Below are 23,507 nucleotides of genomic sequence, written 5' to 3' on the forward strand. Positions count from 1 at the left end.
ACGGCGCGATCCCGGGACGTTCATGTCACGACGCGGGTTCGAACCTCACCGATCGACCGGTAGTTCTGTCACTCTCCTAGTGAGAGTGCTAACGCCATTATTGGCACTCGGGCATGGAGAGTGCAAGACGGGTCGTCCGGACCCGCGTCGCTGCGGGACTCGCAGCACGCCCGATCCGCAGGACGGCCGGGAGCGGCCCGCTACAGTGCTCGGGTGAATCCCGCCACCCATGACGACGACGCCCGCACAGCGACAGCGCCCGCCGTGACGGCGCCGCACGACCGGACGCTCGGGCGCGGCTCGCTCGCGTGGCGCCTCGCAGCCGCCCTCGCCGCCCTCGCCGTCCTCGTGTCCTCGCAGTTCCTCAAGAGCAACGACTTCTTCCCGCTCGGCTCCCTCTCCCAGTACGCACAGGGCAGCGACCCGAACAAGCCGGTGCGGTCGACGAACATGCGCGCGACCACCACCGAGGGCACCGAGATCGGCGTCCCCCTCAACGCCACGGGCGTCGGCGTCGGCCGTGCGGAGATCGAGGGCCAGATCCAGCGGATCCTCGACGACCCGTCGCTCCTCGAGGGGATCGCCCGCGCCTACAGCGGCCTGCACCCGGACGCCCCCGCACTCGTGGAGATCGAGATGTTCCGTACCTCGTCAGAGCTCAAGGACGGCAGGCCGACCGGCGTCTCCACCGAAGAGGTCCTCACCACCTGGACCGTCGAGGGCACGTACGGGGCGGACGCGTGAACGCCGTCGTGCGCTGGTGGTTCCCAGCCGTCCCCCTCGCCCGGGTGGCAGTGTTCCGGGCGATCATCTACCTCTTCGTCATCTGGTCGATCTTCAGCCTCTCCAACGACGTCATCGGCCACGGGTACGCGCCCGAGTTCTACCAGCCCACGTTCATCGGGCGCCTCCTGCCGTTCCCCGAGCCGTCGGTCACCACCGCGTACGTGCTGCAGGCCATCATCGTCGTCGGCTGTCTCGTGGCTGCCACGGGACGCCTGCCGCGCATCGCGGGATGGACCGTCGCGGTCGCCTACCTCGCGTGGATGGTCAACTCCCAGGGGTTCGCGTACGTCTCCCACGACCACATGGCACTCATCCTCGCCACGCTCGTCCTGCCCACCGTCGGTGCCGCCCGGTTCACCGGCACGGGCACCTCGCAGGCGGCAGGCTGGGCGCTGCGCTGCGTGCAGATCGCCACCGTCGCGACCTACGTCGGCTCGGCCCTGGCGAAGGTCATCTACAACTCGAGCCTCGTCGGGTGGGCGAACAGCTCGATCTTCACGTGGGCGATCATGCGGCGGGGCTCGGACCTCGTGCGCTGGACGCTGGACGTCCCCGCGGTGCTGCACGTCGCGCAGTGGGGCGTGTTCCTCATCGAGGTCTTCTCGCCCGTGATCTTCTGGCTGCGCGGTCGCTGGCAGTACATCGCGATCTTCCTGTTCTTCCTCTTCCACCTGGCCACGTACCTCGCGATCGGCATCCACTTCCTGCCCACCGTCGTGTGCTGGTTCGCGTTCTTCCCGCTCGAACGGTTGGTCGCCCCCACGATCGCCGCCTACCGCGGTGCGTGGGCGCGGGTCCACGGCGTGCTGTTCCCGCTCCACCAGTCGTGACGCGCTCGCCCCGTCCTCGTCCCCGATCGGGGCGCGAGCGCACGCGGTCCCTGCGCCGCCACGGGATCGTCGTCCTCTCCGTCGTCGCCCTCGTGGGGGTCTCGACGTGGTCGGCGCAGGTCAGCGGGTGGGGCCCGTTCACCCCGCCCTTCCGGCACGTCGACCTCGACTCCACGGGCGTGGCCGTCGCCCCGGACGGCACGCGGAGCCTCGTCGAGCCCGGCAGCGGCCTCGTCTACCTCGACGACAGCCGCGTCGCCGTCACCGACCCGGCTGCGGCGACGCAGGCTGAGCTGGACGCTGCGGCCGCCGCCCGTGACTGGCTGGCCGCCGGCACCGTTCCCGGTGCCGGTACGGAGCTCGAGGACCTCGCGACGGACGCCCTCCTCGACATCCACGCCCTCATGCTCGACGACGGGGCGGTCGTCGCAGCCTGGAGCGGGCCCTGGCGGTACGCGTGGCCGCGCGACAACGCGTTCGTCGCGGTGGCACTGTCGGCGACCGGCCACGAGGACGATGCGATCGAGGTCCTTACCTTCCTGCAGTCCGTGCAGGCCCCCGACGGCTCCTTCCACGCCCGCTACCTGCCGGACGGGTCCGGCCCGCCGGACGACAGGGGGCTGCAGACCGACGCGACCGGGTGGGCCCTGTGGGCGGTGGGAGCCGTGCTCTCGCACGTCTCCGACCCGGTGGAGCGTGCCGCACACCTCGCGACCCTCCGACCGCTCGTCGACCGCAGCACCGCCCGCGCGCTCGAGCTCACCGAGCAGGGCACCGTCCTGCCGCCCCCCTCTCCCGACTACTGGGAGGTGCGGGAGCGGCGGACGACGCTCGGCACGGTCGCTCCCCTCCTCATGGGCCTCGAGGAGTCGGCGGAGCTGTACGAGGACCTCGGCGAGACAGCGCTGGCGACGGAGGTGAGCGACGCGAAGGACGCGCTGCGCGCCGTCGTGCAGGAGGAGTTCGGTCCCGGCTACGGCCGATACCCCGGTGGCGGCGACGCGGACACCGCCGTGGCCTTCCTCGGCGAGCCGTTCATCGAGCCCGTCCCGGGCGCGCTCGACGCCTGGGGCGCGGCCGTGCCGCGCCTCGCCCAGCCCGCAGGGGGCCTCACGCCGGGCGAGGGCTGGCCGGACGACGGGATCTCGTGGACCCCGACGACGACCGTGTTCGCGCTCTCCGCAGCCGCCCGCGGGACATCAGACGGCGACCGGATGGCGCGCGACTGGCTCGACTGGGTGGACGCGCACCGGACACCGACGGGCTCGATCCCGGAGAAGGTGCTGCACGACGGGTCCCCGGCGCAGGTCGCGCCCCTCGCGTGGAGCAGCGCGAACGTCCTGCTGACGCTCGTCTACCTCGGGGACTGAGCGTCGGGCGCGACGCTCGGCGCACGACGGATGCCGAACCGCTCACGCAGCACGTGCTTCGCGGCGAACCACCCGCTGAGCCCGTGGACGCCCGGTCCCGGCGGGGTCGACTGGGAGCAGAGGTACGCGCCGTCGACACCGGTGCGGTACGGGTTGAGCCGGGCCGTCGGCCGAGCGAGCATCTGCCGCATGTTCACGAGCCCCGAGGCGATGTCCCCGCCGATGTAGCTCGCGTTGTGCTCCGCCATCTTCTCGGCCGTGACGCTCCGTGAGGCGACGACGACATCGCGGAACCCCGGCGCGAACCGCTCGATCTGGGCGGTGATCGCCTCGGTCGGGTCGACCGTGGAGCCCGCTGGCACGTGCGCGTAGGTCCACAGCGGCCGCAGTACGCCGACGGTCCGCCCGGGGTCGACGACGGACGGGTCGCTCAGCAGGGTCATGGGGTGCTCGGCGTGCTGGCCGGCTGCCACCGCCGCCTCGGCACGGGCCATGTCGGCGCGGCTGCCGCCCACGTGCACGGTGCCCGCCAGTCCGACCTCGGGGTTGGCCCATGGGACCGGGCCGTCCAGCACGAAGTCGACCTTCGCGGCGGCGTTGCCGTAGCGGAAGCGGCGCAGCGCGCGCTCGGCGCGGGCGGGAAGCATGTCACCGAGGATCTCGGCGACGGCGCGGGGCGTGGTGTCGAAGAGGTACGCGCGTGCGGATGGGAGGTCCCGGGCGGTGCGTACCGTCGCGCCCGTGCGCACCTCGCCTCCGTGGGCCTCGAGGTCGGCGACGAGCGCCGCCGTGATCGCCCCCGACCCGCCGCGCGGGATGGGCCAGCCGAACGAGTGCGCGAGCGACCCGAGGAGGACCGCGGTGCCAGCACCGGCGAGGGACGGCAGCGGAGTGATCGCGTGCGCTGCGACGCCAGTGAGGAGTGCTGGCGCGACCTCGTCGACGAAACGCCGGTTCCACAGGCCGGTGCCCTGCTCAAGGACGGCCAGCCCGAACCGCAGCGCGCCGCGGATGTCGCGCAGCGCCTCGGGGGGCACGCTGCGCTTGTCTCCCAGGGCCACCCCGAGGACGGCGTCGGGAGACGCGGCGAGCGGTCCCATGAGGCGGCGCCACGCATCGGCGTCGGGTCCGAGCGCCTCCGCGGTGCGGTCGAGGTCGCGGTAGGCGACACCGGCCCGTCCCCCGTCGAGCGGCTGGGCGTAGGCGGCCTCCGGCTGCAGGAGTTCGACACCGCGAGCCGCGAGGTCGAACTCCCGGAAGAAGGGGGAGGCCACACCCATCGGGTGCACGGCCGAGCAGATGTCGTGGACGATCCCGTCCGCGAGGTCGAGGCTCGACGTCCGGGCACCTCCACCGGGCGACGACTGAGCCTCGAGCACGACGACGCGCAGGCCCGCCCGGGCGAGGGTCACCGCCGCCGCGAGGCCGTTCGGCCCCGACCCCACGACCACGACGTCCTCGCGCACGGTCACCTCCCGTAGTCGCCGGCGAGCACCACCGAGACAGGACCGACGAGGGTCCCCACCTCGACGACGTCGTCGATCCCCAGCACCCGCGCGACCTCCCGCGCCTCGGCGACATACTCCGGACCCTGGTAGTAGACGACGGGTGCATCGAGCGGGTTGCCGGTGTAGTCGGCGGGCGTCACGTCCGACCAGTCGAGCTCCTCGAGCTCCTCGGCGGCGCCGGCAGCGAGGCCGGAGCGTCCGGTGCCGTTGAGGACGCGGACGGCGACCTCGGTGTCGAGGTCATCGGGTTCCTCGCTGGGGGTCGGCGGCTCCAGCGGCGTGTCCTCGTCGGTCGGTTCCGCCGGGTCGGTGGCCTCGGTGTCGTCGGGGGCCGCGGGGGCCGCGGGGGCCGCCGGCTCGCTCTCGACGGGCTGTTCCGCGGGCTCGTCGGCCGGTGCGCTGGCTCCGGGGACGGGGCTCACGCCCTTCGTGTCGAGGTAGACGACGACTCCCACGGCCAGCACGGAGCACGTGACAAGTACCGCCAGGAACGGCCGGATACGGTCCCAGGCGGACACGGGCGCACGGTGCGCGCCGCTCGGTCCGTCCTCACGCGCGAGGGCGTCGAACTCGTCCGGGGGGTACGTGCTGCTCCTCTTGCTCACGATGAAAGGTTAGCCGCTGCTCCGCCCTGAACCGGCTGCGGTCAGGCGCGGGCGCGCCTCTGAGTCCGCTCACGCTGACGTGTGGCTCGCATCCGGCGAAGGCGCTTGACGAGCATCGGCTCGGCATCGAGGGCAGCAGAGGTGTCGATGAGCGCATTGAGGATCTGGTAGTACTGAGTCGCCGAGAGGTCGAACAGCTCTCGGACTGCCTGCTCCTTGGCGCCCGCGTACTTCCACCACTGCTTCTCGAAGGCGAGGATGGCCGCGTCACGCTCGGAGAGCCCGTCCGCGACCGCCGCGTCCTGCGGGACAGCCGCGTCGTCGGCGTGGGGCTCGGAGGGCATCTCGTCGCTCGCAGCCGGGACTACCTCGATCATGGCGCTCCTCGTCAGGGACTCTCGTGCGGCACCGATCTTACGCCCCGAACAACACCGGTGTCATTTGTCTGCCAGGCTCGTCCGCATGTCCCTCCTCGACGACGTCGCCCCCGACTGGGCCGCAGCACTCGCCCCCGTAGCGTCGGTCATCGACGAGCTCGACGCCCGCCTCCTCGCCCCGCCGCAGGAGCCCATAGGGGGCTCGGACCACGGTGCGGTGCTGCCTGCGCGCGCCGACGTCATGCGGGCGTTCCGCGAGCCGCTCGCGCAGGTCCGGGTCCTCGTCGTCGGCCAGGACCCGTACCCCACCCCGGGTCATGCCATGGGGTTGTCCTTCTCGGTCCAGCCGGGCGTGCCGGTCCCGCGGTCGCTCGCGAACATCTTCACCGAGCTCCAGGCCGACGTCGGGGTGCCACGGCCCGCCGACGGCGACCTCTCCCCCTGGGCGCGCCGCGGGGTGCTGCTGTGCAACCGGGTGCTCACCGTGCGGGCGGGCGCCGCGGGGTCGCACCGACGCCAGGGGTGGGAGACCGTCACCGACCGCGCGATCGAAGCGCTCGTGGCTCGGGGCGGCCCGCTCGTCGCGGTGCTCTGGGGCCGTGATGCCGCGACGCTCGCCACGGCGCTGCACGGTGTCCCGATCGTCACCAGTGCCCACCCCAGCCCGCTGTCCGCCCGCCGAGGGTTCTTCGGGTCACGACCCTTCTCCCGCGTCAACGAGCTCCTCGTCGCCCAGGGCGCGGACCCGATCGACTGGTCGCTCCCGCCCGCCTGAGCGTGCGCTCGCCCGGGGTGTCCCCGTCCCACGCCCGGCGAGGGTGAGAATGGACGGATGGACGACGAGACCTCCCCCGCCCAGGACGCCCCGGCCGACACCACGCTCGCGCCGCCCGGGCCCTGGCGCAGCTACGTCGCGATCGGTGACTCGTTCACCGAAGGGCTGTGGGACCCCCAGCCGGTGGACGACTCCCGGTGCCGGGGCTGGGCCGACCGCCTCGCGATGACCCTCTCGCACCGGCGGATCGGGGCGGGCCAGGAGCCGCTGCAGTACGCGAACCTTGCCATCCGGGGGCGGCTGCTGCGACCGATCATCGCCGAGCAGCTCCCGGTCGCACTCGACATGCAGCCCGACCTCGTGAGCCTCGTCGGTGGCGGGAACGACATCCTGCGACCCGCGATCGACATCGAGCGGCTCGTCGCAGACCTCGAGGACGCCGTCGCACGCATCCGGGCCACGGGAGCGGACGTGCTCCTCGCGACCGGGTTCGACACGGGCGACAGCCCTCTCGTGAGCATGACCCGCGGACGCGTAGGCATCTTCAACGCCCACATCTGGGCGATGGCCCGGCGGCAGGACGCACACGTCCTCGACCTGTGGGGGATGCGCGCGCTCCACGACGCGCGGATGTGGGCAGCCGACCGTATCCACCTGACGACCGAGGGGCACCGCCGGGTCACTCAGGCCGCGCTCGTCGGTCTCGGGCAGCCGACCGAGGACGAGAGATGGGACGACCCCCTCACGCCCCTGCCACCGGTCCCGCGCATCGAGTGGGCCCGGGACAACGCGATCTGGTTGCGCCAGCACGTCGCGCCGTGGGCTGCCCGACGCCTGCGCCGGGTGTCGTCCGGGGACTCCCTGAGCCCCAAGTACCCGCAGCTCGCGCCCTACGCCTGAGCGCGGCGAGAAAAACTTCTCGTCCGACCCATCCGGTCGGCGCACCGCTCCGAACCTCCCGTGACAGAGCACGCACGTCACACGTCTGGAGCACATCATGCGCACGTCACTTCCCCTCATCCGTCCCACTGCTGCCTTCGCCGCGGTCCTCGCTCTGAGCTTCGGCCTGGCGGCGTGCAGCAGCGACCCGGACGACTCCGTGGCCCCGACCACGACCCAGAGCGAGACGCCCATGGACGAGGACATGGAGATGGACATGGGGGGCGACGAGATGTCCGCCGTCATGCCGGTGAGCACGGGCGACCCGTTCGCGGACGCTCGGACCGCAGCGCAGCACATGCCGCAGACCGCAGCGACGCTCGCTGGTGGATTCGTCACGGCGCTCGACCTCCCGGGCCAGGTGGACTCCCCCGCGGCGGACCTCCGTGCCGGGCTCACCTCGCTGCTGCAGGAGCACGTCTACCTCGCCGGGATGGCCGTGGGCACCGCGTACGCCACCGCGCCCGACTCCCCCGAGTTCGCCGCTGCGGCCGCGACGCTCGACATGAACTCCGTCGCCCTCTCCGAGGCGGTCGGTGCCCTCTCGACACCGGAGCAGGAAGCGGCGTTCCTCGAGCTGTGGCGCTCGCACGTCGGCTTCTTCGTCGACTACGCCGTCGCCATGAAGACCGGTGACACCGCGGCTGCACAGGCCGCGACGACCAGCCTGCTCGGGTACACCACGGATGCCGGTGCCTTCTTCGAAGAGGTGAGCGCTGGCGCGCTCCCGGCGGCGGACGTCGCCTCGACGCTCGAGATGCACATCACCACCCTGAGCACGGCGATCGACCAGATGGCAGCGGGCAGCCCGGACGCGTACGCGTCGCTGCAGGCGGCGGCAGACCACGTGGCGCAGGGCGCCGGCGTCATCGCCACCGGCCTCGACACCGCAGCGGACCTCGAGGGCGACCCGAACGACGAGGCGTCAGCCCTGCGCTCGGCGCTCACGGCCAACCTGCAGGAGCACGTGTACCTCGCGGGCATCGCGGTGTTCACGGCGTACACGACCGACGGCGGGACGACCTCCCCGGCCTTCACCGCCGCCGCCGGCGTCCTCGACGGGAACTCCGTCGCACTGTCCGAGGCCATCGGGTCGCTCGCCGGCGCGGACCAGGGCACGGCGTTCCTCGAGCTGTGGCGCGAGCACATCGGCTACTTCGTCGACTACGCGGGTGCGGTCGCAGCGAACGACACGACGGCTGCCGAGACGGCGCTCATGGAGCTCGACGAGTACCGGCCCACCGCGGGCGAGTTCTTCGACGAGATCTCGAACGGCGAGCTGCCGGCCGACGCGATCGCCGAGGGCCTCGGGATGCACGTCCAGACGTTGGCCGGAGCGATCGACTCGCTCAACATGGCGCTCGTGCAGCAGGGCTGATCCGCCGCACGGCGGCCCGTGCGCACGACGGCCAGGCCGCCGTGCGCACGACCACCCCCGCCCCTCGGCCACCCGGCCGTGGGGCGGGGTGCGGCCGGTCCTGCGAGGATGACAGGGTGACGGTGCCGGAGCATGCCCCCCAGAGCGCCGCGGGCGGTGCCGTCAGGCGTCCGGAACGTCTCGCCGCGCTCATGACGCGGGTCGGGACGGGAGACCAGCCGGCATTCGCGGCGCTGTACGACGAGGTCTCCCCGCTCGTGCACGGCATCGGGGTCCGGGTGCTGCGCGATCCCGGTCTCGCAGCAGAGCTCACCCAGGACGTCATGCTCGAGGTGTGGCGCACGGCCGGGTCCTTCGATCCCGTGCGCGGGAGCGCGACGGCCTGGATCGCCACGATGGCCCATCGCCGGGCTGTCGACCGCGTCCGTTCGGTGCAGGCTCAACGCAACCGCGACGACCTCGTGGCCGTCCGCGACTACGACCGCCCGTACGACCACGTCGCGGAGTCGGTCGAGCACGCGATGGAACGTGACCGGGTGGCGGGGTGCCTGGATTCGCTCACCGACCTCCAGCGGGAGGCCGTCGTCAGCGCCTACTACACCGGTCGCACGTACCGTGAGGTCGCGCACGACAGCGGAGCGCCCCTCCCGACCGTGAAGTCCCGCATCCGCGACGGACTCGAACGCCTGCGACTGTGCCTGGGGGTGGCCTGATGGACGAGCAGACCGCACGCGATCTCCTCGGCGCCTGGGCGCTGGACGCCCTCGACGACGTCGAGCGGGCCGGCGTCGAGCGGGCACTGCGCGCCGACCCCGGTCTCGCGGCGCAGGCGCGCGCCCTGCAGGAGACCGTCGCCGTGCTCGCGGCGAGCGGCGCGGTCGCGGCCCCCGCCCATGTGCGTGAGGACGTGCTCGCGCGCGTCAGCCAGACACCGCAGGCCACCGCTGTGCCCGGCCAGACCACCCGGGGCGCGGCCGCGAGCGCGACACCGGAGCCGAGCTCGACCGACCGTGCCCCCCGGCGACGACGCACCGCGCCCCGCTGGTGGGCGACCGCGGCCGCGATCGCGATCGCCGCCGCGGTGCCCGGCGGGCTCGCGCTCCAGCAGGCGGACCGCGCCCAGCGGGCGGAGCAGCAGGTCGAGGCGATCGCGGACGCGCTCGCCCGGCCGGGTGCCACCCTCGTGAGCTCGGAGGTCGAGGGAGGGGGGCAGGCCGTCGCCGTCGTCACGGACGACGCTGCCGTCTTCGCAGCGAGCGACCTCCCCACGCTCGACGACCGTGACTACCAGCTGTGGGTCATCGAGGACGACGCTCCCACCTCGCGCGGCGTGCTCAGGCTCGACGACGGTGCGACGACCGTCCAGGTACCCGACGTCCCCGCCGGGAGCCTGCTCGCGGTGACGGTCGAGCCCGAGGGCGGCTCGACCGTCCCGTCGGGAGCGCCGATCGTCGCGCTCGCGACCACCTGACCGCCGGGGCGGTCCGCGGCGTCGCAGGACCTACTGGTACGTCACGAGGTCCGGGACCGGGGAGACGCCGTGGACGGTCTGCTCCGGCGTGAGCATCGGCAGGTCCTCGTCGTAGAAGTTCTTCCACCCCCAGGCCACCCCTGCGGGCGCGCCCTCGCGCAGGGTGTTCCACGTGGACTGCTTCGCGCCCTGACCACCCTGCCCGTCGGCGTGGATGACGACGGCGAGCTCGGGTCGGTCGGTGGTGATCGACGCGCGGTCGGCGAGCATCCGCAGCTGGAACTGGTGCAGGACGAGCATCTTGGGGGGCAGGGAGCCGGCGTTGGTGAGGTCGGCGAGCCACTGCACCACCTCGTTGACCTCCGCTGCGCTCACGGACCCGATCTGCCCGAGCGGCACCTGGTCGGGCGTCAGACGCCACTCCGGGTCCAGGGCCAGGCCGACGTTGGGGAGCTTGAGGAGCTCCTCGTAGAGCTTGGCCTGGCTGAGGAAGTCGGAGCGCCCTGGTTGCAGGTCGATGACGACGTAGAGGCCCGCCGCCGCGGCTTCGTCGATCCACGGCCGGATCGACTCGACCGGCTGCTCGTTGGAGTAGTTGCCGTCGGGGCCTGCCCCGGCGGCGGCCACGGTCGTGATGATCTCGAACATCGGGACGACCGTCTTGTCGCTCAGACCGGCGTAGGGGGCGGCGACGTCCTTGGCGCGCTGCACCGCCTGTGCCGCAGGCTGCTCGCCGAGCACACCGAGCGCCCCGGTGGCCGGGGAGCCGTAGATCGCGACGAACTGGTGCGTCGGGAACATGCGCTGACCGCCCCCCGGCAGCTGGAAACCACCACGGGCTGCGCGCACCTTCCAGTCGAGCGCACCCTGGGCGGCGAGCCCGGCGCCGATGGCGAGCGTCTTCGGCGCGGTCGTGGCATGCAGGGCCTCGATGACGCTCGCGTGGGCCTGCGGGTCGGGGTCCGCGGCAGGTACGAGCAGGACCCCGAGGCCTGCGGAACGCGCCGTGGCTACTGCGGCGAGCTGTTCCGGCCCGTCCACGGCGAGGACGACGACGTCCGTGAGGGCGACCGCGGGCACCGTCGTCGGCAGCTCACCGCCGGCGACCGCGGTGCCCGCTGGTGGCGCATAGGCCGCGACCGAGGACGTGAACGCCGCGGGGTCGCCGCCGGTTGCGGCGAGGGTGAGGCCCGTGAGGGCGGAGAGCGCATCGGGTGTCGCCTCGACCCGCACGGTGGTGCGCCCCGCGCTGTCGTCGTCCTCGCCGACGAGCGGCGCCACGGACCCGACGACCACCGTGGTCGCGACGCCGAGCCGGTCGAGCTCGGCAGCGAGCGCCGCCTGGTCGGGGTCGATCGGCAGATCCGCCGCGGCGTCGGTCGGCGCGTCTGCGGGCGCGTCTTCTGCGGGCACGTCGTCTGCCGGGTCGGTCACTGCGTCAGGGCTCGCGTCCGTGGGTGCCGCAGGAGGGGCGAGCAGGAGCGGCACGCCCAGTCCGATCGCAGCGCGGGCGGCGAGCTCCTGCGCGGCCATGTCGCCGCTCGGCGCGACGACCGCGACCGGGGTCGTCGCGAAGAGCGTCTGGCTCGTGCTCAGCGCTGCCTCGGCGTCGGACGGGCCGGCGACGACCGTCAGACCGTCCGCAGGACTCGTCGTCACGAGGTCGACCAGTGGTGACCCTTCTGTCGCCTCGCTCCCCGCCGCGGTCGTCGGCTCGGCGGTCGCGCCGGTCTCGGGCGAGCACGCGGCGACGGTGAGTGCGGAGAGCAGGGCGAGGGCAACGGGTACGGCAGTGCGCTTGAATCGAGTCACCGGACAACGCTAGACCACCCGGCCCCGGGCTCATGCTCGTGCCGGGTCCGGCCGATACGGGGGTATGCCTGGACCACCCACCGACCTCCCCCGCGCGCCGAGCGGCCGGGTCCCCGAGTGGGTCCGCGACGAGCACGCCGGGCGTCCGGCACCGTCCACGACGTGGCGAGCCGCGCCGTCCGGACGGCGTCGGCGGCGGCGGCGACCTTCGCTCGGGGTCCTCCTCGTCGCCGTCATCGGCGTCGGTCTCGTCCTGGAGGTCGCGGAGCACGGCCCGGACCGCCTCGTCGCTCTCGCCGACCAGCTCCCCGATCTCGCGTCCACCTCCGGATGGTCCCCGGGGGGCGCTGCGTGGGCACAGATCGTCGCGCCAGAGGACCGGGACGCACCTGTGCCCGGCGTCGAGGAGGCGGAGGACCGCCTCGATCCGGCTCCCGTCCTCCTCGTGCGCAGCGCCAGCCATGCGTTCGCGCAGACGCAGCCCGGTGCTGCCGCGACCGACGCGCCGGTCACGTGGTCGCCGTGCCGTCCGGTGCACTACGTCGTCAACCCGGCTGGTGCACCTGCCGGCTTCGCCGACGAGGTCGCCACAGCCATGGGGCAGCTGGCAGCGGCGACGGGCCTGAGGGTCGTCGCGGACGGGACCACCACCGAGGTCCCCACGGCGGAACGGGCCGCCTTCCAGCCCGACCGGTACGGCGACCGGTGGGCGCCGGTGCTCTTCGCCTTCAGCGACGAGTCGGTCCTGCCCGACCTCGCTGGCGACGTCGTCGGGATCGGGGGTTTCTCGGCGTACGGCCCGAGCGGACAGGTCCACGCGGTGTCCGGTTCGGTCGTGCTCGACACCGCGAGCCTGGACGTGCCGCCCGTCGGGTCCGTCCCGGGCTACGTCCCGGTGCTGCTGCACGAGGTCGGGCACCTCGCGGGGCTCGACCACGTCGACGACGCGACACAGCTCATGTACCCGACCACCGGGATCGTCACGTCGTTCCAGGCCGGCGACCTCACGGGGCTCGCCGCCCTCGGGACCGGGACCTGCGCTCCGGACCTCTAGTCCACGGACATGACTTTTCGAGCGCGATCACTCCGGGAGCTTCTCAGGACTCGAAGCGCAATCCAGACGTTCACCACGATGAACACCAGGAGAAGGCCGAGAATCGTTTCTCTTGTGCCGAAGGACGTCGCCAGGACCGGGGACAGGAGCGACGACACCAGCGCCGGGAAGAGCCACGCGGCAAGAATGAGGGACTGAACGCGGCTCGTCATCTCGACGCTGAACCGCCGATACATCTCTTGGCTCAACCACACACGCGCGATCGTGCTCTGAACCCCCGTGACGAGTGCAAGGGGATAGAGCAGAGGAGACTCGGGACTGAACGCAAGCACGAGCATGACGGGCGCGTCAGCCAGAGCGAGGAGAACGACGGCCGTCAACCGGTCGCGGGGCTTGATGCGTCCGGAGACGATCCCTCCGAGGACGCCTCCCACTGCGATCGCCGCTCCGACCATTCCCCACGCCAGCGACGCTGTGTCGCCCGTGACCTCGTACAGCACAGCGGGAGCGAGCACCAAGAACGGCTGGATCATCAGGAGCCAGCACACCACGATGTTGCACAGGGCCCACGAGAACTGCCGATCCTCGGCCACCGCACGAATTCCCGACGAGAACTTCTCGAGGAAGGTCTCGCGGACCGTCGGCGGCTCGCCATTCTCAGCACGGGCACGAACGAACCGCAGTGAGACGGCGAACACGACGAAGGTCGCGGTGTTGATGAAGAAGCAGGCCGCCGGGGAGCCGAGGAACACGAACAGCCCGCTCGCGCCCTGGGCTGCGATCAGGATCGCCGAGCGGGTGATCCCGAAGAACGCTACCGCGGCATCCCGCTCCCCTCCGTCGTCGTAGATCTCGACAAGCAGCCTTCCGGCTGCGGGCGCCCCGGAGACGCTGACGCACCCCGCGAGGATCTGGATCGCGACCAGAGCGATCACAGCAGGACCAGCCGGGACGACCAGCAGGCAGACCCCCGAAGCAAGGTTCAGCAGCGCAGCGGTCATGGTGGTCCACAGGACGACCGACCTGGCGTCGAACCTGTCGCCGGCGACGCCGCCGACGATGACGAAGATCAGCTGCGGCAGCCGCGCGGAGGCCAGCGCGATCCCGAATGCCGCGACAGAGCCCGTGAGCTCCAGGATGGCGAATCCCAGGGCCAGGGGGATGAGCGCGTCGCCGAACGATGAGAAGAGGCTACCGATGAGGTAGTAGTTGCCCGGCCTCCTCGTGAGCAGGGCTGCTGTGCTGACCTGCGGTGGAGGCTCGGTCTCGGTCACGGCTCCCGCTCGTACGCGTGTCGGCGACACTCCTTGACGATACGGACACGGGTGTGGTCGACGCGATCGTTGCGGTCCTCAGCATGGAACCGCTCGGCGTAGGAGCCCAGCACATCCACACGTGCCGCACGGAGCGCGAGCGCCCGGAGGTAGTCCTGCACCGGGGGGCGCAGCGTGACCCAGTCACTGACGATCCGGTCCTTCGGTCCAGACAGCGGCACGACCTCGAGCGTCGCGTCGAGGGGCAGAGCTGGCAGGTTCGCGACGCTCCTCCCCGCCAGCCGGACCTGGATCGAGCCGACGAGCTCAGACCGTGGAGTCGAGTGGGTCATCTTCGTAGCACCATCATCGACGTGCTTCCCTCCCCGAACCTCACTGTCCACGCGTCACAGTATCGGCAGGGAGAGCCCAGGCCAGCGACCTCACGGGCCTCGCGGCGCTCGGAGCAGGCACGTGTGCGCCGGACCTCTAGAGCCGCCTGTCGGGTTCGAACCGACGACCTTTCGCTTACAAGGCGAATGCTCTACCAGCTGAGCTAAGGCGGCGTGCACGTCGCAAGGCGTGCGGCGAAGAGCCTACCCGCAGTTCTCACCCCGTGCGGGCTCCGGCTGCCCCTTCCCGTCCGATTGCGAGGCGGCGAACAGGCACATATGGTCGCAAGATGGACACAAAGTGGGGGGCGCTGGGGCTCGTCGCCCTGGGCGGTGCTGTAGGCGCCGGCACCCGTGAGCTCGCGGTCCTCGTCGTCCCGAACGCGGACGGGGTCCCGGTCGTCATCGTCCTCGTCAACCTGCTCGGAGCGTTCGCCCTGGGGTACCTCTACGAGGCCCTCACCCGGCTCGGCCCGGGGAGCCCGAAGGCCGCGAGGCTCAAGCTCTTGCTCGGCACCGGGTTCTGCGGTGGTTTCACGACGTACAGCTCCCTGGCCACCGATTCTGCCGTCCTCTTCTCGGACGACCGCTGGGGGGTGGGGGCGCTCTACGCCCTGGGCACACTCGTCGTGGGAGCCTGCTGCACGTTCGTCGGCATCGTCGCGGCGTCACGGGTCAACGAGCGTCGCGGTGCGACCGGAGGGACCAGCCGATGACCCCGCTCGTCTTTCTCCTGCTCGCCCTCGCCGGCGGCGTCGGCGCCGGGCTGCGGTACCTCGTCGACGGTTTCCTCCGCGCGCGGATCACCACGGGTTTCCAGTGGGCCACGTTCATCATCAACGTCTCCGGCTCGATCGTGCTCGGGTTCCTCACCGGCCTGACGGACGGTGACCTCCTCTCCGCGCACGCCTCCGTCATCCTCGGGACAGGACTGCTCGGCGGGTACACGACCTTCAGCACCGCGAGCTACGAGACCGTCCAGCTCGTCAAGAAGCACCAGTACGGGTTCGCGCTCCTCTCCAGCGTCGGGATGCTCGTGGCCTGCATCGCGGTCGCCGGGCTCGGCCTCTGGATCGGGAAGCAGGTCTAGGGGTCGTCGGGTCGTGACGGTCACCGGACGAGCCCTCGAGTCGCTCGTCCTCGCCGGGCATGCCCCCGCCGGAGCGGGGTCCACGAGCGCCGGGCGCGCCCCCGCCGGAGCGGGCTCCGCGAGCACCGTCACGGTGGGCGGCCTCGTCCTGGCCGCTGCCCGGCGCCACCAGGCCACTGAGCGACGAGCGGGACCGGAGTCCCCGCTCGCTCGCACCAGCAGCAGGCCCGGCCAGGGCGTGTGCCGTGGCCGGGCCTGCATCGTGCCCGCATCCGCCGCCCGCGGCCCACCCGCACCGCCCGCCCGGCCACGCGCTGGCGCGCGCTGGCGCGCTAGGCCCGCTGGAGGCGTGGCACGAAGTGGACGACGACGAGGAGCACCCACGTCGTGAGGATGTACGGCCACGTGTAGACCGGGCCCGGGAGGTGGTGCATCCAGACGGTGACGAGCGCTGTGAGGGCTGCGCCGATCACCGCCAAGACCCACGGCTCCCACGTCCCCTTGAGGAACACGGCCGCGAGCGCGATGGCGGTGAGGACTCCCGAGTACCCCTCGAGCCCGCTGCTCACACCGGTGAGCTCCTCGCCGAGCGCCAGGGCGCACAGGCTCCCCACGACGCTGCCGAGCAGCGCAGCGACACCAACCTTCCAGCTGGCGATGAACAGCCCGATGAGGATGAGGGCGCCGGTCCAGACGCTGTTGACGAGGACGACCTCCGAGATGTTCGTGAGGATCGACTTGAGGAAGGCGTTGGTGGCGTCCTCCTTGACCACGACCGACGGCGACGCGACGTGCAGCGAGGTCGTCACGGCGTACATGATCCCGGCGACGATGACGAACGGTGCGGTCGTCGACGGCAGGTTGAACGGCTTGAGGGCTGGGCGAGCGAACAACCACATCACGGCGAGCGACACCGGGGCGGTCAGCGCGGCCGCGACCGCGGCGATCGGGTAGGCCGCCCACTGTCCGCCGAGCGCCGCGAACACGGCAGCGCCGACGAGCGCGCCGCAGAATCCCTGGAGGCCCGCCTGGATGTCCTTGGGAGCGACGCCCAGGAGGAACCCTGTGACCGTCGAGCAGATGGTGCCGATGAGGACGAGGAGCGCCATCCTCCAGTCGGCGACGACGAACCCCAGGAGGATCGCGAGGCCCGTCCAGGCGACGGGCTGGAAGAAGATCTGCGCGATCCCGTCACCCAGTGCGGGGACCCAGCGGACTGTTGCGTCCAGCTCCCCCCGTCGTGATGGTCGTGTCCCTGTCATGGCACATCCCTCCCGTTCCCCGTGATGGACGCGGCGAGCTCGTGCCCGCCCCGCTGCGTGGCTGTGGTCAGTTCCGGCGGATCCGAGGGGCGACCTGTCCGGTGAGCAGGGCATGGGCTGCGCTCCACGCGGCGGCGCTGACGCCGGCGACGGCGATCGGGTCGTCGCCGACGATCCGGAGCGACATGCCGCAGTCGTACGGCAGCACGCTCGCACCGAGGAGCACGTCCTCCCCCGCCACGTCGCGGACCGCCCCGTAGACGTGGTCCGCAACCTCCTTCGCAGGTCGCAGCGGCGTGATGACATACAGCGTGCTCAGGACGTCCCGTCCGGCGAGCACACCCAGACCGTCCGCGCCGTCACGGTGCAGGCGGACCCGGTCGAGGACGACGAGATCACCGCGGGACCGGCGCACCTCGAAATCGGACGCGAAGATCTCGTACCGGTGACGTTCGCCGTGCGCGAGGCGCCCCGAGTACACCGCGTCCGACGCGATGAGCGTCGCGGACTCGTCGACCCAGGCGCGCGTGTGCTGGTACGTCCGGGAGTCCGCGAACGGGATCGCCGGGTCGGGCAGGTACTCGACGTACGCGCCGGCCCCGAGGGTCAGGTTGACGGTCACCGCCGCGTAGTCCTGCTCCATGCGGTAGTACTTCGCATGGGTCTGAGTGCTCACGTGCGCACTGGAGCGCGGCCCGAACTCCAGGTCCGTGCGCAGGCGGTCGCCCTGGAGGACGCCGCCGCCGGTGGACATGAGCGACGTGAACGGCATGTCCGGCCGCAGCGGGTCGTAGTACAGGGGCCGCATGATCTGCAGCGGCGACTTCTGGTAGTGGTGGACGAGCTGCGTCTGGTCGTCGCACAGCTCGAACCCCAGCTCGATCACGCCGACCTTCCCCGGACTCCCGACCGGCAGGGAGTCCATGGTCTGGGCGAACCTGGCGACCTCCGGCGGGACGCGGGCCGGCTCGTAGTGGGCGGGCTGCAGACGGTACCCCCCGTACGCGCGCTGCGGTGCCGGCCCGTCTGCCGCGGCTGGTGGCTCTGTCCTGGCGTCCGCGCCCGTCTGCTCCCCCGACCCCTTCTCCGCGCCCTCGTCGACGACCTCCCCGGCCGTGTTCTCGGCGCGGCCCAGAGCGACGGCACTCATCAGACGAGCTCGGACTGCGACGTCCGCCAGTGCGACATGATCGCGTCGTGCAGCTCCTCGAGCCCCTCGCCCGAGAGCGAGTTGGTGAGCACCACGGGCTTGTCGTCCCGCACGCGGTGGGCGTCGCTCTCCATGACGTCGAGGTTCGTGCGCACGTACTGCGCGATGTCGATCTTGTTGATGACGAGGATGTCCGACTCCGTGATCCCCGGGCCCCGCTTGCGCGGCATCTTCTCGCCCTCGGAGGTGTCGAGCACGAAGACGAACACGTCGGCGAGCGACGGGGAGAACGTCAGCGTGAGGTTGTCGCCACCCGACTCGTAGATGAGGGTGTCGATGTCGGGGAACCGCTCGAGCATCTCGGCGCCGGCAGCGAGGTTCATCGTCGGGTCGTCGCGCACCGCGGTGTGCGGGCACGCGCCGGTCTCGACCCCCACGACCTTCTCCGGGTCGAGGATCCCCGCCAGCTCCCGGCGGACGTGGTGGGCGTCCTCCTGCGTGTAGATGTCGTTGGTGATGACCCCGGGGGTACGGCCCTCCCGGATGAGGATCGGCACCAGCGCCTCCGTCAGGGCTGTCTTCCCGGACCCGACCGGGCCGCCGATGCCGATTCGCAGTACGTCGTTGCTCATGGTCTACCTTTCGTCGTTTCGCGCTCGTTCGTGTCCAGCGGTGCCCGGTGGGGCGGAGCCGCTCAGCTGGCGAAGAGTCGGGCCTCGGCACGTTCATGCCGGGCGGACATGATGTCCGCCACGGGCACGCACCCACCCATGTCCTCGAGGTCCCGCGTGACAGCACTGTCGGTGACGTCCTGGATGACCGGCGCCACACCGTTGAGCACCACCTGGGCGTGGCGGTGGTCGGTGAGCCTCAGGCGCAGCGCGGCGCCCACGAAGCTGGCGGAGAAGGCGAACAGGTCGCTGGCCACCGCTCGGTGCACCTCGACCCCGGCCGTCGCGAACGCGACTGCGCTCGCGACGGCCTGGCACCCCGGGGTCACCCTCTCCCGCACCTGACGGGCGTACTCGGCAAGCCCGTCACCGCCGAGCACCTCGAGCGCGAGATCGCACACCTGGTGCCCGCTGCGCACGGACGCCTTGCGCATCTCGGTGCTGAGCTTCGAGGCGAACAGCCGCCGGTCGATCTCCTGCACGGCGGACCAGTCGCCGACGCTCGCCGCGTCGTGCGCCCTCGCCAGCGCCGTCGCGTCCCCCGGTCCCACCGAGTGCGTCAGCAGGTCGGTCAGGAGCCCCTGGACGTCGGACTGTGTCACCCAGTGCGCCTGGCTGTAGCCCTCCAGCCCGTGCGACATCGTGTAGAACCCGCTGGGGAACGCCGAGTCGGCGAGCTGCAGGCTGACGAGCAGCTGCCGGACGTCGCCGGGGCCGGACGCTCCTGCCACGGACCCCTCCTGCATGGCCGCCTCAGACCAGGAAGAAGAGCTGGGTCAGCGGCAAGGTCTGCGCCGGCTCGATCGACGCCCGCTCGCCGTCGTAGTGGACGACATAGGTCTCCGGGTCGACCTCGATGACCGGCGCGTAGTCGTTGCGGACCATGTGCTGCTTCCCGATCGCCCGGCACCGCTTGACGGGCAGCACCTGGCTCTGGAGTCCCAGCTGCTCCGGGACCCCCTTGTCGATCCCGGCCTGGGACATGAAGGTCACCCGCGTCGACTGCTGCGCCTTGCCGAACGATCCGAACATCGGGCGATACATGACGGGTTGCGGCGTGGGCAGCGAGGCGTTCGGCTCGCCCATGACTCCCCAGTTGATGAGACCACCCTTGATGATGCAGCGCGGCTTCACGGCGAACGACTCGACGGGCCAGACCACGAGGTCGGCGAGCTTCCCCGGTTCGATCGAGCCGATGTAGTCGGAGACCCCCTGCGTGATGGCCGGGTTGATGGTGATCTTGGCGAGGTATCGCAGGACCCGGAAGTTGTCGTTGCCCTCGGCGTCCTCGGCGAGCTTCCCCCGCTTGTCCTTGTTGTGGTGGGCCACCTGGAACGTCCGGGTGAACGACTCTCCGATGCGTCCCATGGCCTGGGAGTCCGAGGAGATCATCGAGATGGCGCCGACGTCGTGCAGGACCGTCTCGGCCGAGATGGTCTCGGCGCGGACCCGGGAGTCCGCGAAGGAGACGTCCTCGGGGATGTCGTGGGACAGGTGGTGACAGACCATGACCATGTCGAGCAGCTCGTCGACCGAGTTCACGGTGTAGGGCAGCGTGGGGTTGGTGGAGGACGGGAGGACGTTGGGATAGCCCGCGACCTTCATGATGTCCGGCGCGTGGCCACCGCCAGCACCCTCCGTGTGGAAGGTGTGGATGGTGCGACCGTCGATCGCCGAGATCGTGTCCTCGACGAACCCCGCCTCGTTGAGCGAGTCGGTGTGCACGGAGATCTGGATGTCGTAGTGGTCGGCCACGCTGAGCGCGCAGCTCAGCGCCGCGGGCGTGGTGCCGTAGTCCTCGTGCACCTTCAGACCGGCTGCGCCGGCCTCGACCTGCTCGACGAGCGCCTCTGGCAGGGACGAGTTCCCCTTGCCGAGGAACCCGGTGTTCACCGGGAGGTCTTCGGCAGCCTCGAAGATCCGCCGCAGGTTCCACACGCCCGGTGTCGTGGTCACCCCGTTGGTCCCGTCGGTCGGCCCGGTGCCGCCTCCGAACAGCGTCGTGATCCCCCCCGACAGCGCGTGGTAGGCCTGCTGGGGCGAGATGAAGTGGACGTGGGAGTCGATGCCACCGGCCGTGACGATCTGGTGCTCCGCAGAGAGGAGCTCCGTGCCGGGCCCGACGACGAGCCGGGGGTCGACACCGGACTGGACGTGGGGGTTGCCGGACTTGCCGACCCCGACGATGAGCCCGTCCTTGACGCCGATGTCAGCCTTCACCACGCCGAGGATCGGGTCGAGGATGATGGCGTTCGTGATCACGAGGTCGAGCACTCCCTGCGCGTCGGTCGCAGAGGGGTCGGCTGCCATGCCGTCGCGGCCGGTCTTGCCGCCGCCGTAGACGACCTCGTCCCCGTAGTACCCCTCGCTGTAGTCCTTCTCGATCTCGACCACGAGGTTGGTGTCCGCGAGCTGCACCTTGTCCCCTCGCGTCGGCCCGAACAGGTCGGTGTACTGCTTGCGCGAGATGATGGCCATCAGTTCTTCCCCTTCTGAGCAGTGTGTGCGGCGGGTGCCGACTCTGGTGTGCCGTCGCTGAACCCACGGGACTTGAGCAGCGCGAGGGCGTCGATCTTGGTCTGACGGGCATCGAGGCCGCCGTTGACGAGACCGTTGAAGCCGACGACGTGACGGGCACCGCCGTAGGCGACGAGCGTCACCTCCCGGGTGTCACCCGGCTCGATGCGTACCGCGGTCCCGGCCGGCAGGTCGAGGTGCATGCCGTATGCCTTCTCGCGCTCGAACAGCAGCGCGCGGTTGGCCTCGAAGAAGTGGAAGTGTGAGCCGACCTGGACCGCACGGTCCCCGGTGTTGCTCACGCGCAGGGTCACGGTGTCACGTCCTGCGTTGATCTCGATGTCTTCGCTGTTGTGGTCGTACTTCGGGCTTCCAAGCATGAGTTCTTCCCTCCACTGATCAATGACCGTGCGTGAGTCGAGCAGTGGGCGCGGCGTGGGTCCGTGCAGCGCCCGGGTCGTGCGGATGGGGGTGCTTGTGGGGATGTGGATGGCTGTGCTGGACCGGGTGGTTGTCCAGCTCGAACGCGTGGGAGTGGGCGTACCCGTGCCCGTGGTCCGCCTCGAGGCCCTCCGAGATCCCGTCGTGGCCGTGGGACAGGTCGTGCTCGGCCGCGGCCACCCGGTCGGTGATGACCTTGAGTACCGCTCTGCTGGACATCAGCGGTCCGTAGAACCGCGCTCCGGCGAGCGGGCCGTCGGACGGGGCGCCGAAGGTCTGCGCGAACCCGGCGGGGACGACGACGGCCCTGTCCCACCCGAGCAGCCGGAGCCGCCCCAGGGTGCTGGCGACGTCGACGTCGGCGTCCGTGCACGCGACCGCGACCTCGTTGCCCGCACCGTGCGTGCGCACGAGGTGCGCCACGCGGTGGAGCTCGGCGTCGTCGAACGGGTCGGCACGACGGGCCGCGATCACGACCGCCGCCCCGGGGTCCCGGGCCGCCACGTCGTTGGCCGCTTTGCGCAGCCATGCGGTGAGGTGGTCGAGGGTGCCGAAGGATCTCGCGAGGCTCACCCTTCCCTGGCCGTCACGCCCGGCGAGCCACTGCAACGTCTTGGCGACGTCGGCGACCATCGTGGGGTTGCGACCGAAGGTCATGGGCACGACGACCACACGCGAGGTCGGGTCCTGCAGGATGGACGAGACGGCCTTGTGCAGCGGCCGCCCGGGGGCGGTCACCACAGAACCGGCCAGCTCGGCGGCATAGCCAGCGAGGGCGTCCTCGTCGGGCCTGCCCGCCTCGTGGCCGGCGACCAGGACGACCCTGGTCGACATGGGGCCGTCTCCGCTCATCCGTCAGACCCCGACCGGGTCGTGGCAGGAGACGAGCTTGCTGCCGTCGGCGAACGTCGCCTCCACCTGGAGCAGGCTCATGCGCGAGCGGACACCCGGCATGCACTCCTTCTCCGTGACGACCTGCTTGCCGAGCTCCATGCACTCCGCGACCGACTTGCCGTCCCGTGCCGCCTCGATGATCGCCTCGGAGACGAGCGCCTGGACCTCGGCGACGTTGAGCAGCGTGCCGCGGTCGCGCCGTCGCCGGGCGAGGTCCGCCACCTGGTAGATGACCAGCTTGTCGAGTTCTCTCGGGGTCAGATTCATCTCATGTGCCTTTCCGGGAGCGCGTCCGCCGAAGTATGACAACCAACCCAGACCGGGTCATCTCCGACGTTACGCGCAGACCGTTCAAACTGCGCGAGGAAAGACGCGGGCGCCCTCCGGCACTTCACACCCGGCTACAGGCGGGCGTCGTTGCTGGTCACGGGGTCGGGCTGGGCATCCCGCGCCTGGAGGTCAGCGGTCCAGCGATCCAGCGTCGGCTGCACATTTCACCCATATCGGCACGCCGCGGGCTAGGCTTCCCGGGTGGAGACCCTCTGGGTGGTTCTCGGAATCGTCGTCCTGGGCGCGACGTTGCTCGATGTGTTCCTCGCTGCGTTGAACTACGACGAGTCCGGTTTCATCGCCCGCCCCCTGGCCGCGGCGCAGTGGCGCGTGCTGCGCACCATCACCCGGCGCCTACCCCGCCGCTGGCGCCCCGCAGGCCTGCGGCAGGTCACCGGCCTGCAGATCATGACCACCGTCATCGCCTGGATCGGCGGCGTCATCCTCGGATTCGGCCTCATCTACTACGGCAACATGCGCGACCAGAACTTCCTCTACGACGGCGTCGACCAGGGCCTCTACAGCGCCCTCTACCTCAGCGCCGCCCAGCTCTCCACCGTCGGCACCTCCCAGATCACACCCAACACCGACTGGACCCGGTC

The 23,507-nt window shown here is 71.2% G+C and carries 25 protein-coding genes, 1 tRNA gene and 1 pseudogene; 12 read left to right on the forward strand and 15 right to left on the reverse strand.

What is annotated here, in order from left to right; translation table 11 throughout:
* Positions 1-213 precede the first annotated feature (213 nt).
* Genes AC54T1_RS14305 through AC54T1_RS14315 form a run of 3 tightly spaced genes read left to right on the forward strand, consistent with a single transcriptional unit; the run spans position 214 to position 2,986 of the window.
* A complete protein-coding gene (locus AC54T1_RS14305) occupies positions 214-744 on the forward strand; it encodes a hypothetical protein (RefSeq protein ID WP_484346065.1) in 531 nt (176 codons plus the stop codon).
* On the forward strand, positions 741-1,616 hold the full coding sequence (locus AC54T1_RS14310) for an HTTM domain-containing protein (RefSeq protein ID WP_496912346.1): 876 nt from the start codon (positions 741-743) through the stop codon (positions 1,614-1,616). The genes AC54T1_RS14305 and AC54T1_RS14310 overlap by 4 nt, the downstream gene beginning before the upstream one ends.
* On the forward strand, positions 1,613-2,986 hold the full coding sequence (locus AC54T1_RS14315; protein ID WP_496912347.1) for a glycoside hydrolase family 15 protein: 1,374 nt from the start codon (positions 1,613-1,615) through the stop codon (positions 2,984-2,986). The genes AC54T1_RS14310 and AC54T1_RS14315 overlap by 4 nt, the downstream gene beginning before the upstream one ends.
* Here the strand turns inward: AC54T1_RS14315 and AC54T1_RS14320 are convergent.
* Genes AC54T1_RS14320 through AC54T1_RS14330 form a run of 3 tightly spaced genes read right to left on the reverse strand, consistent with a single transcriptional unit; the run spans position 2,971 to position 5,443 of the window.
* Complete coding sequence (locus AC54T1_RS14320; RefSeq protein WP_496912348.1) at positions 2,971-4,458, reverse strand: phytoene desaturase family protein; 1,488 nt, start codon at positions 4,456-4,458, stop codon at positions 2,971-2,973. The two genes, AC54T1_RS14315 and AC54T1_RS14320, sit on opposite strands and share 16 nt — an antisense overlap.
* Positions 4,455-5,099, reverse strand: a complete 645-nt coding sequence (locus AC54T1_RS14325; protein ID WP_496912349.1) for a LytR C-terminal domain-containing protein — start codon at positions 5,097-5,099, stop codon at positions 4,455-4,457. The genes AC54T1_RS14320 and AC54T1_RS14325 overlap by 4 nt, the downstream gene beginning before the upstream one ends.
* A gap of 41 nt (positions 5,100-5,140) precedes the next feature.
* Positions 5,141-5,443: a DUF3263 domain-containing protein gene (locus tag AC54T1_RS14330; protein ID WP_484346090.1), complete on the reverse strand. Its 303-nt coding sequence runs from the start codon at positions 5,441-5,443 to the stop codon at positions 5,141-5,143.
* Between the two features lie 118 nt (positions 5,444-5,561).
* On the opposite strand from AC54T1_RS14330, the gene AC54T1_RS14335 reads away from it, so the two are divergent.
* The 5 genes from AC54T1_RS14335 (at position 5,562) to AC54T1_RS14355 (ending at position 10,039) form a co-directional block, all read left to right on the forward strand.
* The gene (locus AC54T1_RS14335) at positions 5,562-6,251 is read left to right on the forward strand and encodes a uracil-DNA glycosylase (RefSeq protein ID WP_496912350.1); all 690 of its coding nucleotides are present in this window, start codon (positions 5,562-5,564) and stop codon (positions 6,249-6,251) included.
* A 57-nt stretch (positions 6,252-6,308) separates the two neighbouring features.
* Positions 6,309-7,151: an SGNH/GDSL hydrolase family protein gene (locus AC54T1_RS14340; RefSeq protein ID WP_496912351.1), complete on the forward strand. Its 843-nt coding sequence runs from the start codon at positions 6,309-6,311 to the stop codon at positions 7,149-7,151.
* Between the two features lie 97 nt (positions 7,152-7,248).
* Positions 7,249-8,568, forward strand: a complete 1,320-nt coding sequence (locus tag AC54T1_RS14345; RefSeq protein ID WP_496912352.1) for a hypothetical protein — start codon at positions 7,249-7,251, stop codon at positions 8,566-8,568.
* A 116-nt stretch (positions 8,569-8,684) separates the two neighbouring features.
* Positions 8,685-9,281 (forward strand): ECF RNA polymerase sigma factor SigK, encoded by a 597-nt coding sequence (gene sigK, locus AC54T1_RS14350; protein ID WP_496912353.1) that lies wholly within the window; start codon positions 8,685-8,687, stop codon positions 9,279-9,281.
* Entirely contained in the window at positions 9,281-10,039 is a 759-nt protein-coding gene (locus AC54T1_RS14355) for an anti-sigma factor (protein WP_496912354.1), read from the forward strand. The genes sigK and AC54T1_RS14355 overlap by 1 nt, the downstream gene beginning before the upstream one ends.
* A 30-nt stretch (positions 10,040-10,069) precedes the next feature.
* On the opposite strand, the gene AC54T1_RS14360 is transcribed toward AC54T1_RS14355, so the two are convergent.
* Positions 10,070-11,851 carry a hypothetical protein gene (locus AC54T1_RS14360; protein WP_496912355.1) on the reverse strand — a complete coding sequence of 594 codons (1,782 nt, stop codon included), beginning with the start codon at positions 11,849-11,851 and terminating at the stop codon, positions 10,070-10,072.
* 64 nt (positions 11,852-11,915) lie between these two features.
* Between AC54T1_RS14360 and AC54T1_RS14365 the strand changes: the two genes are divergently transcribed.
* A complete protein-coding gene (locus AC54T1_RS14365; protein ID WP_496912356.1) occupies positions 11,916-12,905 on the forward strand; it encodes a matrixin family metalloprotease in 990 nt (329 codons plus the stop codon).
* Here the strand turns inward: AC54T1_RS14365 and AC54T1_RS14370 are convergent.
* The 3 genes from AC54T1_RS14370 to AC54T1_RS14380 all read right to left on the reverse strand — a co-directional run bounded on the left by AC54T1_RS14370 (position 12,902) and on the right by AC54T1_RS14380 (position 14,724).
* On the reverse strand, positions 12,902-14,179 hold the full coding sequence (locus tag AC54T1_RS14370) for an MFS transporter (protein WP_496912357.1): 1,278 nt from the start codon (positions 14,177-14,179) through the stop codon (positions 12,902-12,904). The genes AC54T1_RS14365 and AC54T1_RS14370 overlap by 4 nt on opposite strands.
* Complete coding sequence (locus AC54T1_RS14375) at positions 14,176-14,511, reverse strand: hypothetical protein (RefSeq protein ID WP_496912358.1); 336 nt, start codon at positions 14,509-14,511, stop codon at positions 14,176-14,178. The genes AC54T1_RS14370 and AC54T1_RS14375 overlap by 4 nt, the downstream gene beginning before the upstream one ends.
* A 140-nt stretch (positions 14,512-14,651) precedes the next feature.
* Positions 14,652-14,724: transfer RNA gene (locus AC54T1_RS14380), tRNA-Thr, on the reverse strand.
* 116 nt (positions 14,725-14,840) lie between these two features.
* Between AC54T1_RS14380 and AC54T1_RS14385 the strand changes: the two genes are divergently transcribed.
* Together AC54T1_RS14385 and crcB are read left to right on the forward strand one after the other, a co-directional pair.
* Entirely contained in the window at positions 14,841-15,266 is a 426-nt protein-coding gene (locus tag AC54T1_RS14385; RefSeq protein ID WP_496912359.1) for a fluoride efflux transporter FluC, read from the forward strand.
* Entirely contained in the window at positions 15,263-15,640 is a 378-nt protein-coding gene (gene crcB, locus AC54T1_RS14390; RefSeq protein WP_484346080.1) for a fluoride efflux transporter CrcB, read from the forward strand. Before AC54T1_RS14385 ends, crcB begins: the two co-directional genes overlap by 4 nt.
* A gap of 332 nt (positions 15,641-15,972) precedes the next feature.
* Here the strand turns inward: crcB and AC54T1_RS14395 are convergent, their stop codons facing one another.
* The 8 genes from AC54T1_RS14395 to ureA form a co-directional block, all read right to left on the reverse strand.
* Complete coding sequence (locus AC54T1_RS14395; RefSeq protein WP_496912360.1) at positions 15,973-16,902, reverse strand: urea transporter; 930 nt, start codon at positions 16,900-16,902, stop codon at positions 15,973-15,975.
* Positions 16,903-16,969: 67 nt separating this feature from the next.
* A complete protein-coding gene (locus tag AC54T1_RS14400; protein WP_496912361.1) occupies positions 16,970-18,052 on the reverse strand; it encodes an urease accessory protein UreD in 1,083 nt (360 codons plus the stop codon).
* Positions 18,052-18,684, reverse strand: a complete 633-nt coding sequence (gene ureG, locus AC54T1_RS14405; RefSeq protein WP_496912362.1) for an urease accessory protein UreG — start codon at positions 18,682-18,684, stop codon at positions 18,052-18,054. The genes AC54T1_RS14400 and ureG overlap by 1 nt, the downstream gene beginning before the upstream one ends.
* A gap of 62 nt (positions 18,685-18,746) precedes the next feature.
* Positions 18,747-19,454 (reverse strand): urease accessory protein UreF, encoded by a 708-nt coding sequence (locus tag AC54T1_RS14410; RefSeq protein WP_484346084.1) that lies wholly within the window; start codon positions 19,452-19,454, stop codon positions 18,747-18,749.
* A 22-nt stretch (positions 19,455-19,476) separates the two neighbouring features.
* On the reverse strand, positions 19,477-21,201 hold the full coding sequence (gene ureC / locus AC54T1_RS14415; RefSeq protein ID WP_496912363.1) for an urease subunit alpha: 1,725 nt from the start codon (positions 21,199-21,201) through the stop codon (positions 19,477-19,479).
* Complete coding sequence (locus AC54T1_RS14420; RefSeq protein WP_496912364.1) at positions 21,201-21,620, reverse strand: urease subunit beta; 420 nt, start codon at positions 21,618-21,620, stop codon at positions 21,201-21,203. The genes ureC and AC54T1_RS14420 overlap by 1 nt, the downstream gene beginning before the upstream one ends.
* Before the next feature lie 19 nt (positions 21,621-21,639).
* On the reverse strand, positions 21,640-22,515 hold the full coding sequence (locus AC54T1_RS14425; RefSeq protein ID WP_496912365.1) for a sirohydrochlorin chelatase: 876 nt from the start codon (positions 22,513-22,515) through the stop codon (positions 21,640-21,642).
* Positions 22,516-22,536: 21 nt separating this feature from the next.
* Positions 22,537-22,842, reverse strand: a complete 306-nt coding sequence (gene ureA / locus AC54T1_RS14430; protein WP_496912366.1) for an urease subunit gamma — start codon at positions 22,840-22,842, stop codon at positions 22,537-22,539.
* Positions 22,843-23,106: 264 nt separating this feature from the next.
* Between ureA and AC54T1_RS14435 the strand changes: the two are divergent.
* A pseudogene (locus AC54T1_RS14435) lies at positions 23,107-23,507 on the forward strand (hypothetical protein); the annotation flags it as partial.

Source organism: Sanguibacter sp. Z41_6, assembly GCF_059621145.1.